Annotated in this window: 9 protein-coding genes; all 9 read right to left on the bottom strand. The window is 45.2% G+C overall.

The window, feature by feature from the left end:
• Window positions 1-5 precede the first annotated feature (5 nt).
• The 9 genes from CJF29_RS14665 to fucI all read right to left on the bottom strand — a co-directional run bounded on the left by CJF29_RS14665 (window position 6) and on the right by fucI (window position 12,639).
• The gene (locus CJF29_RS14665) at window positions 6-1,589 is read right to left on the bottom strand and encodes a RagB/SusD family nutrient uptake outer membrane protein (RefSeq protein WP_032846870.1); all 1,584 of its coding nucleotides are present in this window, start codon (window positions 1,587-1,589) and stop codon (window positions 6-8) included.
• 16 nt (window positions 1,590-1,605) lie between these two features.
• Complete coding sequence (locus CJF29_RS14660; protein ID WP_074559280.1) at window positions 1,606-4,890, bottom strand: TonB-dependent receptor; 3,285 nt, start codon at window positions 4,888-4,890, stop codon at window positions 1,606-1,608.
• A gap of 190 nt (window positions 4,891-5,080) precedes the next feature.
• On the bottom strand, window positions 5,081-6,067 hold the full coding sequence (locus tag CJF29_RS14655; protein ID WP_074559281.1) for a FecR family protein: 987 nt from the start codon (window positions 6,065-6,067) through the stop codon (window positions 5,081-5,083).
• A gap of 56 nt (window positions 6,068-6,123) precedes the next feature.
• The gene (locus CJF29_RS14650; RefSeq protein WP_074559282.1) at window positions 6,124-6,675 is read right to left on the bottom strand and encodes an RNA polymerase sigma-70 factor; all 552 of its coding nucleotides are present in this window, start codon (window positions 6,673-6,675) and stop codon (window positions 6,124-6,126) included.
• 242 nt (window positions 6,676-6,917) lie between these two features.
• Complete coding sequence (fucP, locus tag CJF29_RS14645; protein ID WP_074559283.1) at window positions 6,918-8,228, bottom strand: L-fucose:H+ symporter permease; 1,311 nt, start codon at window positions 8,226-8,228, stop codon at window positions 6,918-6,920.
• Window positions 8,229-8,247: 19 nt separating this feature from the next.
• Window positions 8,248-8,640 (bottom strand): L-rhamnose mutarotase, encoded by a 393-nt coding sequence (locus tag CJF29_RS14640; RefSeq protein ID WP_074559284.1) that lies wholly within the window; start codon window positions 8,638-8,640, stop codon window positions 8,248-8,250.
• A gap of 6 nt (window positions 8,641-8,646) precedes the next feature.
• Window positions 8,647-10,077 (bottom strand): rhamnulokinase, encoded by a 1,431-nt coding sequence (locus CJF29_RS14635; RefSeq protein WP_074559285.1) that lies wholly within the window; start codon window positions 10,075-10,077, stop codon window positions 8,647-8,649.
• A gap of 17 nt (window positions 10,078-10,094) precedes the next feature.
• Window positions 10,095-10,733 carry a class II aldolase/adducin family protein gene (locus CJF29_RS14630; protein WP_004308079.1) on the bottom strand — a complete coding sequence of 213 codons (639 nt, stop codon included), beginning with the start codon at window positions 10,731-10,733 and terminating at the stop codon, window positions 10,095-10,097.
• Between the two features lie 130 nt (window positions 10,734-10,863).
• Window positions 10,864-12,639: an L-fucose isomerase gene (gene fucI, locus CJF29_RS14625; RefSeq protein WP_074638203.1), complete on the bottom strand. Its 1,776-nt coding sequence runs from the start codon at window positions 12,637-12,639 to the stop codon at window positions 10,864-10,866.
• Window positions 12,640-12,668: the final 29 nt, after the last annotated feature.

Raw genomic sequence — 12,668 nt, 5'->3', positions numbered from 1 at the left:
CCACATTATTTTACATTCGGATTGCAGTCCCACCATAAGCGGGTAGCGCCGTTATCTTCTCCATTGAGCTTTCGCAGGGCACCGAGCATATTTTCCGCATTCAGCTGATATTCTTCGGCAGGATAGGAGAGACGTCGTATTCCCAGTGTCAGGTTAGTGATTCCCACTCCCTTGTTGTCCATTATCGGAAGGAATTTAGGATACCCTGTGCGGCGATGTTCGCACCAGGCTTCAATGCCCAGAGGAAACATGGCAATCCATTTTTGAGTAATGATACGTTCCAGGTTTTCTTCGAAACGGGTATTCTCCTTGTCCTCGTTCCAGGCAATGGTGATGCTGCTCGGAGATTGGGCGCTGTATGTACCTCTCGGGTCTTTGTAAGCCCCCGGCACCAATGCTTTATTCTGGGAGTATCCGCTTGCTCCGCTTGCGCCCCATTGCTCAAAGGAAAGGGTGATCGCTTTCTCATATAGCTGTTGGGCATCTCCGCTCATTGCCCATCCCCGCAGGGCACCTTCGGCGCGAAGGAACGTGACCTCGGCGGCAGTCATCCACATATACGTATCATTGGCAGTCATCAAACGGTTGGAATAGGTTTGTATCAACTCGTCGTCCGTCACTTTGGAGGGAAGAATACCAATGCGTAGCCCATAGTAATCGGTATCATCCTGATACTTTCCCTGGGTGAAGTATTTTTCCAAACGCGGATCGTTATATCCCTGCATATAGGAAACGATTTCCGCAGCTATCCGGTAATCCTTCCAATCATTGAAACAGAGAGCCGAACGATTCTCCTCCACATGCAGTTGCGCGTTGTCCTCATTGTTCTCTATCACACCTGCGGCTACGGCTTTCTCGGCTATTTCCCTGGCCAGTTCCGGTTTCACATAAACGATACGCATGGCCATGCGAAGCTGTAACGAGTGAAGGTATTTATACCATTTCCGCACATCTCCATAATAAAGATTATCCAGTTTCTTAAATCCTTCCGCACTTAGACCGAGATTCTCCTTCAGAGCTTCATCTGCTTCTTCCAATTCCTTGAACATAGCCACATAAACCTCCTCTTGAGAATCATAAGGAGCACTAAGGCCGTCACCTTCCGTTTTATCTCCCAATACTTTGGTATAGGGAATCGGTCCGAACATATCCGTAGACCGGTGCATGATAGCGACTCGCAGAATCTTGGCGAATGCCAGTGCGACGGGGTCATTAGTACGGTTGATAATATCCCGGTAGGAAGGATACATTTCCGAGATAGGATCGGAGAACGAAGCCTTCAGCCAGTCCGACTTGGGATTATAAGTCGAGTATTTTTCAGTCCAACCCACACGCGTCTCTCCAAAATAACGCCCGTAGGCTCCTCCGCACATCGCTTCCACAAATTGATAAAGATGTTCTTGCGTGGGGACCACCAATGCTTCCATGCTCTTTAGAGACGAACCGATGATATGGTTTTCGCGCATCAGTTCATCCTGCGTTGTCTCGTAAGGATTACGATTGATATCCATATCGATACAACTTCCCGTCCATAGCATCAGCGTTAGCAGGTATGCCAGTCGGAGGGTTGCTTTTCTGTATTCTTTCATTTGAGTATTCATAGTTTTAGAAGTTAATCTTTACATTAAAACCAAAATTGCGTGTACTGGGCATCATGAAGTAGTCGATTCCCTGATAGAAATTGCTTGTTGTGGCAATCGCTTCCGGGTCGAAAGGTGCTTTGCAATAAATCATCCACAGGTTACGTCCCACTACAGAGACGTTGATGTCGCAGATATTACCCAACCATTTGCGGGGGATGGTGTATCCGATGTGCGCTTCCTGCAAACGCAGATTTGTGGCACTATATGTATAATATTGCGGCAGCCCGCTTGAGGTAGCTACAATCTCGTAATACTGCTGTGCGTTCACCCAGCTACGTCCGTTGACGAGTACTCCGCCACGGTCACGGGCGGCAGCAGATGCTTCGGATACGCCATATTGGTCGAGAGCAGCCTGTGTGGCTGAATAAACAATACCTCCCAGGCGGGCGCTTAATTGGAATCCCGCATAAATACCTTTGTAAGAAAAGCTGTTGTTCCATGCCAGGTTTGCTTTAGGAAATACGCTGCCTAATTTGATGTCAGGTAGATTATCCGTTTTGGCGACATCCCCATTTTTGTCTATCTGGATATAGCCTTTATCGTCACGTATGAAGTCGGCATTCGTGTACAGGTCTCCCAGTGTGCCTCCTTCTTTCAGGATAAATTTGGTATATCCCAGTCCTTTTAGTTCAAGGCGGTCTTTGTTGACGATTTCTCCGGTTTCGGGATGCACATAGTCCTTAACCAACTCCACAATTTTGTTTTTATTCCAGGAGAAAGTGAAGTTACTGTTCCATCCGAAGTCGCGCCATGTATGTCCGTAAGAGAGTAGCCCCTCGACACCGAGATTGCGTACATAACCGGTTTGCACATAAAGAGTCGAATAGCCGGAAGATACGGTGATTTTCGGGTCGAATGTCTGGTTATAGGTATTGGCATAGTAGAATGAACCACTGACTTTGAAATCCTTGAAGAAAGTTCCGTCCACACCTATTTCCCAGGAGTCGGTACGTTCCGGTTTCAGTTTGCCGATAGGATAATGGGTTTTGGCGTTCCAGTCCTGTTTGGTAGGGTCATAGCTGTAAGTCGGTTGTACCAGAAAACGCGGGTAGGGGGTACCCACAGAACTGAATGACCCACGTACTTTCAGGTAATCAATCGCTTTGGGTAATGTCACCATTTCGCTGATTACTGCCGAAAGACCTACCGATGGATAGAAGAAAGAAGTAGGATTCGAGCCTTTCAACTGGGAAGCCCAGTCGTTACGTCCGGTCAACGTCAGGTACAGCATGCTTTTCCATCCTATTTCCGCACTGGCAAAAATAGACTGCGTCATTTCTTCCCAACCCTCCTGTGTTGCCCGTTTCTTGGCATTGTCCAAATCAAATACATTGAATACGTTGGGCACTCCCGTGTCGCGAATCGGACCACCGTAACCCAGTAAATCACTGGAGTTGTCGCTCAATGAAGTACCGGCATTGACTACTACCGTGAAGTCGTCAATGCGTTTATTGATATTTACCATGAAGTCGGCATACGTCTGTGTCTCGTTCACCTTTTGGATGGTGTAATGTTCCTGGGTACTACCTTCGGTCAGTGTAGAGATCGTACTTGCGTATAGCTTTTGCTGATAAGTATTGTCGGTGTTATCCACGCGGATACGTGCCGATACATTCAGCCAGTCCAAAATGTCGTATGTCAGTCCGGCATTCAGCATATAACGCTTTTTCTCATTCGTGCGGACGTTCCGGTAAGCAATCCAGTAAGGATTCTGCATACGCAAATCCCCTTCACCTTGCGGCCAGTAAGCCACATTGATTTTACGTGCTTCGTCATAACGTTCGAAGGCTTTTACTAGAGAAAAGTCATCGCCGCGTGGAAACAGGTAAGCCGAAACCAATGGATTGGAATAAACTCCCTGATTGGTCATGTTGCGGTCATTTTGTATGATATAACTGGCTCCTACATCCAATTTCATCTTGTCATTCAGGAAATGAGTCGTGTTGCGAAATGTGAAATTATATCGGTTGTACCTATTGTTCGGAATCATCCCTTCTGAATTGACTGCTGCGGCAGAAAAGAACGTTTGGTTCTTGTCCGTACCTGTCGAGAGGGTGATGGAGTTGCTGTAAGCCGCTCCCGTATCAAAGAAGTCGGTGGGTTCATATCCTGTTTGGTTGGCCGGATTCTGTTTAGGCCCCCAACTTAATATGGGAGAACCTTCCGCATCGCCCCGTGTACCGGTTCCATACCGATTCTGAAACTTGGGCAATACAAATGGGTTCATAAATTCCATGCTGCTTGAGAAAGTAGCCGACAGTTTTCCTATCTGTCCCCGCTTGGTAGTCACTACAATAGCGCCGTTGGCAGCGTTGCTGCCATACATTGCGGCGGCTGCCGCACCTGTCAGGAAAGAGATGCTTTCAATATCGTCGGGATTAATATCCGCAATGGCTTCCGTAGCACCTTTGGAGTCAAATTCAGTACCGCCTCCACCGCCGAAGTTATACATCGGAATACCGTCAATGACGTATAGCGCATTACTGCTTTGCTCGATAGACTTTGTACCACGCATCACCACTTTACTGGCACCTCCCACACCGGAAGAAGAAGCATTAATGACAACGCCGGCAGCCTTTCCGCTCAAACTGTTGATAAAGTTGGCGTCTTTTATTTCCGGCATCTTGTCTGCTCCGATTTGCTGGACGTTGTAGCTCAATGCTTTTTGCTCGCGTTTGATGCCGAGAGCAGTTACTACAACTTCCGATAGCTGTTGCGTATCGGCTGTCAGTTGAATGCGGTAATTATTCTGGTTGGTGACTTTAATGCTTCCTGAAGTATAACCGATATAAGTAAATGTCAGTGTATTTCCGGTGGAAGCTTCGATCAGGAAGTTCCCGTCGATGTCTGTGATAGATCCGGCGGCAGTACCTTCCACTTTGATGTTCACTCCGATCAAGGGATCGTTGTTTTCATCAACTACCTTACCGGTGATCTTTTTGGTCGGGTTGCTTTCTTTCTTTTGTTCCGGAATAATCATGATATATTTCTCTTTCAGTTGATAGGTGAAACCTGTACCTTTGAGAATTTGAGCGAGCGCATTTTCCAACGAAGCCGCCTCTATATTGAGGGTGATGGCCGGTTTGTTTTTCAGTTGGGAATCGTTGTAGCCTACGGACATACCGGATTGTTTTTCAACTTCTTTCAGTGCTTCAATCACAGATATACTATTCTTTTTAATAGTGATTTTAGCACCATTTTGTGCAAGGGAAACTGTTGTGGCGAGCATCAAACAGAAAAAAAGCATAAAACTTCTTCCCTTTGTCTTCTTGTCTACTATAAATTTATAGCATTTTCTTAGTATTAGGTTATTGACTAAATTATTTCGAGGTAATTTGTAGAGTAAACTCTAATATTGGGAATTCAGATTTCATATCCGGGACGGAGTGAGGCCTCTGTTCCGGGTATTTTTTTGCATGGCATATAAGGTTAAAAAGTTATATTCTTGTCAGATAGCACTTGTCTTCTACTATTCTATAGTCCATTTGTCCGACCACGTTCACGATGATTTCCATCACTTCTTCGAGTGGTGCGTTGTCCTTGAAACGAAAACTGAACCTGTCGTTTTTGAGGTTCTTGATACTATATACAAAGGTATAAGGATATTTTCGCTCCAATACGTTGATGATGTCCGTCAGCGTCATCTTTTGCAGAACCAGTTCTCCGCGTTGCCAGGCTGTCACATCGTCCATATCCGGGTTGGAGAGATCATATTTCTTATTGTTTCTGTTATAGGCAAACTGTTCGTTGGGATGGAGAATGACACTTGTTGTCAGATTGTTATAATCTACACGGATACTGCCTGAAATGAGAGTGGTTGCTATTTCCTGGCTTTCAGGGTAGGCAGATACATTAAATTCCGTACCTAACGCAGTAATCTGTAAATCATTGGATTTCACGATAAACGGACGTTTCTTGTCCGGCTTAACCTTGAAGTTGGCTTCGCCTAACAGGAATACACTACGACTATCTCCGGTAAACTCGTGCGGATATAAAAGTGTACTTTTCGAGTTGAGTTGCACTTTTGTTCCGTCGGGCAGCGTCAAACTTCTCATTTCTGCTATCGGAATATATTGCTGTAACAAGTCGGTTTCCGCTTTTGTGCCTACAGTCGATAGATAGACCGAAGAGGCAAGCAGGAGGAATAAGATAGCGGCTGCGGATTGCCATATATGTATTGGGCGAATTCTTCTCTCTTTGGGTACGGTTGGAATACCTTCCTGTTTTTTCAGGCGCTCGTAAGACTTCTGCATTCCTTTCACGTTTTTTTGCCGTTGCGCTTTGTTCCATAGCTCTCTCAAAGCATCTTCTTTCTGGGATGCATGATCCTCATCTACAAGCCATTGATAGAATTCATTTTGGGTAGCTTCCGGATAGTTATTGCCGGTAAATAATATCAGTATTTTCTGAAAAAAGTTCCTCATTTGCGCTGTTCTTTTTAGTGGTTACACTATTAGCACAATCGAAAATGGGGGATTACTTAAAAGAAACACAAGAAAAATGCAATAAAAATAGTTTTTTTTATTTCGAGCAGGGTCAGATAGATTTGGTGTTCCACAGTTCGTACGGAAATATTGAGTGTTTGTGCTATCTCCATATTACTCATATTGTTGATGCGGCTCATTTCAAAAACTTTTCTGCGGCGTTCGGGAAGGCGGTCGAGAATTAGGCGGATGATTAATAGTGCTTCTTTATAATAGATAGGGTCGAGAGTATCTTCGGATTTTAGTAAGTCTTCGATTAGATATTTCTGCGATAATTGTTCCTGATAGGATTGTTCCACTCTTTTGCGTTTGATGAAATTGAAAGTTGTGTTTTTAGTCATGGCGTAGATATACTGGCCTATGTCTTTGTTTTTCAGCCAGACCTCCGGTTGTGTCCATAATTTAGCGAACACATCCTGAATGATATCTTCTGCGTCCTCTTCAGATTTGAGCAAGTTTATAGAGAAATATTTAACAGCGGAATAGTGCGTGGTAAATATAATTTCGAATTGGCGGGCTAGATGAATAGGGTCTTGGTTTTGGCTCATAGGTTTATCAGGTCTGTTGGTATGAGACAAATGTATGTAAATAATTCAACAATACTAAGAAGCCAAGATTAGTATGCGAAAAAGGAAACTAAAAAAACGACTTCAAGTTCTGTGTTTTTATGAACTCTTAACTGTGAAAAGGAAAAAAATAGTGACGCTATCCAGTAGGGATGGCGTCACTATTCGAGTGAGATGGTGACGGTATACCAATGTGATACCGTCACTATTTTTAGATATGTATTTTACCAGTTTCTTTTCACTGTGCGGTAACCGTAGCCGATAATTACAAGAAAACAGATGAACGGAAGAATAAATGAAACATTGACAGCCGGTAACCACGCTATTTGTTCCAAATCAATGATGCTTGCCTGTAGCGGTGGAAGAACAGAACCTCCCAGGATAGCCATAATAAGGCCGGCAGCTCCGAACTTCGCATCATCTCCCATACCTTTCAAGGCGATACCGTAGATGGTAGGGAACATTAGTGACATACAGGCCGATATGGCTACCAGACAATACATGCCGTAGATGTCCTGAAGGAAGATAGTTCCTAATGTGAAAATACCTCCGAAGATAGCGAGAATCATCAATAATTTGCCTGCATTAAGATAGCGCAGAATGAATGTACAGATGAAACGGCTGATACAGAATATCACCATTGCCACAATATTATATTGCTGTGATAACACTTCCGCACTTTTCTCGTCCATACCTTGCGACATGAACAAACGGGTTCCATACTGAATGATAAATGTCCAGCACATAATTTGTGCACCTACATAGAAGAATTGGGCAATCACACCTTCACGATAACGTGTTTGGGTGAAAATACGTTTCAGTGTAGGGAAAAAGTCTATTTTATGGTTCTGATCTCCATTTTTGGGCATCTTGACGAACCGTATCAGAAGCAACATCGCTACGATAACCAGTCCGATGATAAGATAAGGAGCAATCAGGACGCTAAGGTCGCTTTCTTTGATTGCTTGAAATTCGCTGTCGTTAAGCAATGCGCGGTCTTCGGTACACATCGGATGCAATTTCGCTTGAATGAACTGCATGGCTACATACATTCCGAGAAGTGACCCCATCGGGTTGAAAGACTGTGCAAGGTTCAATCGCCGGGTAGCTGTTTCTTCCGTTCCCATGGAAAGAATATACGGATTACAGCTTGTTTCGAGGAAAGATAATCCGCAGGTCAGAATAAAATAAGCAATCAGAAACGGATAGTACTCACCCGTCATTTTGGCGGGGAAGAATAAGAAGGCTCCGAAAGCATACATACCCAGTCCTAACAAAACACCTGCTTTGTAGGAATATTTGCGGATGAAGATGGCAGCCGGGAAAGCCATTGCAAAGTAGCCTCCATAGAAGGCAACCTGTACCAATGCCCCGTCGGTGGCACTCATCCGGAAGATTTTAGAGAATGCCTTTACCATCGGATTGGTAATATCATTGGCAAATCCCCATAACGCAAAACAGGAGGTAATGAGAATAAAAGGTATAAGATAACTGATGCCATCTTTCGAAATGATGGACTGCTTGGTGTGTTTCATGGTTGTTTCTGGTATTTTTTTAAGTATTATACAAATGGAACATTCTTTCCATCGGTTTCCATTTCTCTGCGGAACTCATTCCGGGTGCGGCTTGTTGGAAGATAGCCATATATTCTTCCCACTCCTGTTGGCGGGGAAGGGTGTTCAGGCGTTCCATTGCCGTGTCCCAGTCAAAATCAAGGGGAGTTTCGACAATCATAAACAGTCGGGTTCCCAGGATATAAATTTCCATTTCCAGGATGCCAATTTCCCGGATACCGGCAAGAATTTCCGGCCATGCTTCCGCCTGGCTATGTCTTTTCCGATATTCGGCGATTAGTTCCGGAGAATCGCGTAAATCAAGGGTTTGGCAATATCGTTTGACGGGAACGTCATAAGATTGAACCTGATAACCGGTTTTAGATGTTTCCATATACTTTTATTTTTTAGGATAATATACTTGTGGTGTAACGCTGCGAGTGACAATTTCCCGCAATTCACGAAGATTGGCAATTTCTCCTTTAGCCATTGCCTGCGTTAGAATGTTTCCCATTGCAGTGGCTTCCACCGGACCTGCATAAACAGGAATACCGAGTTCGTCAGCTGTCAGTTGGTTGAGCAACTTATTTTGTGATCCTCCTCCGATGATATTTAACTGACGGATTGGAGCGGGGAGGCAACGGTTGAGCTGTTCCACAGCCAGCCGATATCTGAAAGCTAATGACTGGAGCACACATCGTACAGTCTCTGCCTTGTTTTGGGGAATTTGCAAAGCATGATTCCGGCAATAATGAATAAGCGCGTTCTCCATATTTTCCGGATTCATGAATATGGTGTCGTCTACAGGGATGATTGTATCAATCTCGGCTTCGGCTGCTTGCGGGATGATTATATCATAATCTTGTTTCTCGCCACACGCTTTCCACTCGCTCATCAAGCGTTGCAGAATCCATAATCCTGTTATATTCTGGAGGAAACGGATTTTGCCGTCTACACCTCCTTCATTGGTGAATTGAGCTTTTCTTGCTTCTTCCGTCAATATGGGTTCGTCCACTTCAACTCCCAGTAGCGACCAAGTGCCGGAACTAAGGAAAGCGATAGGACTTTCTGCAGCAGGAACAGCAGCTACGGCACTGGCTGTATCATGTGAACCTACGGCAATAACGTCTACGGCACCCAGTCCGGTTTCGCGTGCAATATCCTCTTTCAGAGTGCCTCTGATTGTTCCGGGAAGAATGATTTTCCCGAACAGATGTTCGGGAAGACCTAAGCTATGTATGGTATCGAATGACCAGTTGCGTGATTTGGCGTTGAGTAATTCAGAGGTGGAGGCGATGCAATATTCATTATTGGCTACCCCTGTCAGGAAATAACTGAAGAGATCGGGCATGAATAAAAGTTGCCGGGCAACTTCCAACTGTGCATCTTGATTTTGCTTCATGCTGTAAAGTTGAAACAGCGTATTGATAGGCATCACCTGAATACCGGTTTCGGCATAATGTCGACGTTCATCCATACACTTGAATACTTCTGCCGGCATTCCCTCCGTTCTTGCATCCCGGTAACAGACAGGATTTCCTAACAGGTTCCCATGTTTGTCAATCAGTCCGAAATCCACTCCCCAAGTGTCAATACCAATACCTTTTACGGCATATCCTTTTTGTGCAGCCAGTTTTAGTCCGGTTTTCATATCTTCGAACAGAGCCGGGAAGTCCCAGTAAATATGATTGCCTAGTTTGACCTGCCGGTTGGAGAAGCGGTATATCTCTTCCAATTCCAGCCTGCCGTTGAGAAGAAAGCCGGCGATGATTCGCCCGCTGCCGCCTCCGAAGTCTGCTGCTAAATAAGTGTGTTTGATGGTATCTTTCATGGTAATATGCCTGGATATTAGTTGGTTTTCTTTCCTAATACGTAGATTTCCAGGTCTTCAATTTCTGCCGGTGTGAGCACTGAATAATCACCGCCGGATTGAACAATGATGCGGCAAGCCATTTCGAAAAAAGTAGCCCGTTCATATACTTGGTCGAAGTCTTTTCCGCACACCACTTGTCCGTGGTTGGTCAGTAAAACCGAGTTATGCTTTTGCATGGCTTCTACCACGGCTTTCGCCAGTTCCGGTGAGCCGGGACGATAATACGGAATCACAGGTATTTCCGAACCTACATGGCAAGGAATTTCTGCTGTTACGTTGAAATTTGCCGGCTTGTTCTTCATGCAGGAGACAGCAGTGGCATATTCCGATTGGAAATGGAGAACGACATTGACGTCCGGACGTTCACGGAGAATCCCCAAATGGAATGTACTTTCCATAGAGGGTTTTACACCATTGGCAGGAATGCCGCTGGCAATATGGCAGATTGAAACCTTTTCTTTGCCAAGTGTGGGAACCCAGGAACCCGTACCGGAAATCAATGCTTCTTCGCCGATTCTCCAGGAAAGGTTACCGCTGCTGCAAAGCATTAACTTTGCATCCCCGTAACGATGTGCTTGTGCAATGAACTGTTCAATATGTTCGTTAGTAATCATAGTGTTACTTATTTAAGTCGCTGTAGGGGGGCGGGGCTATCCCGACATTTGTTATGTGTCGGGTGGGGGACCCCGTCCCTACGAACGGCAAAGTTAAAATATTTATTTATACAGGACGAAAAAAACTTGTTTATTTATAAATAGGACCATAAGTTGCACAAGCTCTGTAATCTGATCCTTCTTTGTCCATGCCGAAAGCATTCCAGGCAGCCGGGCGGAACATCTGATCTTCTTCTACATTGTGCATGCATACCGGGATGCGGAGCATGGAAGCAAGAGTGATTAAGTCCTGGCCGATGTGTCCATAGCTGATGGCGCCATGATTGGCTCCCCAGTTATTCATGACTGAATATACATCTTTGAAAGCCGGTTTATCACACAAGCGCGGTACAAACCAGGTGGTAGGCCATGTCGGGTCTGTACGCATATTGAGTTTCTGATGGATTTCCGGATCGATTTCCACTGTCCATCCTTCTGCAATTTGCAGGACAGGGCCTAAGCCTTTAATCAGGTTCAGACGCATCATGGTTACAGGCATTCCACCTTTTGACAGGAAGTTGGACGAGAAGCCGCCACCACGGAAGTAGTCACGATCTGCCGGATACCAGGTTGTTGCTTGTAGACAGTTCTCTACATCAGCATCCGTCAGATTCCAAGGTTCTTTCATAACCGGATTACCTTTTGCATCTAATGATTGGCCGGAACCGTCGAGAGTCGTTGCACCGGAATTGATAAGGTGGATGATACCGTTGGCTGCCGCACCGCTCAACTCTTTGCCGGTTACACGTTTTACAGCTTCAGGGCTCCAGTATGTACGTACGTCGGAGAATATTTGTGCGCGGTTGGTCAATAGATGTCCGAACAGCATGGCTACACCGTTGCAGGCATCATTTTCGGTAGCTACCACAAATGCTTCACGGATGCCGTTCCAGTCGAAAGAAGTATTGAGTAAAGCTTCCGGATAGTCACCGTTAGGATAAAAGTCCGTCCATTGACGTTGTCCCTGGAAACCGGCTGCGATAGCATTGTGTCCCAAAGCTTCTTCCTTGAATCCCATTTCTTTCAGTTTGGGGTTTCCGGTCATCAGGTCGCGCATGATAATTGTCATCTTTACAATGAATTCCCAGTCTGCATCTTTCTGCTCACGGGTTTTACGCTTTTCAGGACGGTTCTTAAAGTCTTCACCTTCGTTGGTCTTGCAATGTTTTTCAGTCCATGCCATTGCCTTGGCGTATTCTTCGTGGTCATAGATGCCTTCATCCATCCGACGGATGATTTCTGTGAGGTCTATTGATTCATTACGCATCCCCAGATATTCCTGGAAGAAATCAGGATTGACGATAGAACCGGCGATACCCATGGATACACTACCCATTGACAGGTAAGATTTGCCTCTCATGGTAGCTACTGCCTGTGCAGCGCGTGCAAAACGAAGAATCTTTTCCGATACATCTTCAGGGATTGTATTATCGTCCAGATCCTGAACATCACGTCCGTAGATACCGAATGCAGGAAGACCTTTTTGTGCATGTCCTGCCAATACCGCTGCCAAATATACAGCCCCCGGACGTTCTGTACCGTTAAATCCCCAAACAGCTTTCGGATAATGAGGATTCATATCCATTGTTTCTGCGCCGTAGCACCAGCAGGAAGTAACGGTAATAGTAGAACCTACTCCTTCTCTTTCAAACTTTTCCGCACAGGCGGCACTTTCGGCTACGCGTCCGATAGTACTATCGGCAATGACACATTCTACCGGGCTGCCATCACCATTTTTCAGGTTACTGCTGATTAACTCGGCTACTGCTTTAGCCAGATTCATTGTTTTTTCTTCAAGGCTTTCGCGAACGCCACCCTGGCGACCATCGATTGTGGGACGAATCCCGATTTTCGGATACTTTTTCATGGTTTCTATCTATTAAAGGATTAATTAAT

The sequence above is a fragment of the Bacteroides celer genome, from assembly GCF_002632415.2.
GTDB lineage: Bacteria > Bacteroidota > Bacteroidia > Bacteroidales > Bacteroidaceae > Bacteroides.
Note: the sequence above shows the minus strand (reverse complement) of the source record. Positions and strands in the feature narration are given on the sequence as shown.

Excerpts from the sequence above, each read along its gene's own strand:
- CJF29_RS14665 (WP_032846870.1), bottom strand. The coding sequence starts at position 1,589 with ATGAAAGAATACAGAAAAGCAACCCTCCGACTGGCATACCTGCTAACG.
- CJF29_RS14660 (WP_074559280.1), bottom strand. The coding sequence starts at position 4,890 with ATGCTTTTTTTCTGTTTGATGCTCGCCACAACAGTTTCCCTTGCACAA.
- CJF29_RS14655 (WP_074559281.1), bottom strand. The coding sequence starts at position 6,067 with ATGAGGAACTTTTTTCAGAAAATACTGATATTATTTACCGGCAATAAC.
- CJF29_RS14650 (WP_074559282.1), bottom strand. The coding sequence starts at position 6,675 with ATGAGCCAAAACCAAGACCCTATTCATCTAGCCCGCCAATTCGAAATT.
- fucP (WP_074559283.1), bottom strand. The coding sequence starts at position 8,228 with ATGAAACACACCAAGCAGTCCATCATTTCGAAAGATGGCATCAGTTAT.
- CJF29_RS14640 (WP_074559284.1), bottom strand. The coding sequence starts at position 8,640 with ATGGAAACATCTAAAACCGGTTATCAGGTTCAATCTTATGACGTTCCC.
- CJF29_RS14635 (WP_074559285.1), bottom strand. The coding sequence starts at position 10,077 with ATGAAAGATACCATCAAACACACTTATTTAGCAGCAGACTTCGGAGGC.
- CJF29_RS14630 (WP_004308079.1), bottom strand. The coding sequence starts at position 10,733 with ATGATTACTAACGAACATATTGAACAGTTCATTGCACAAGCACATCGT.
- fucI (WP_074638203.1), bottom strand. The coding sequence starts at position 12,639 with ATGAAAAAGTATCCGAAAATCGGGATTCGTCCCACAATCGATGGTCGC.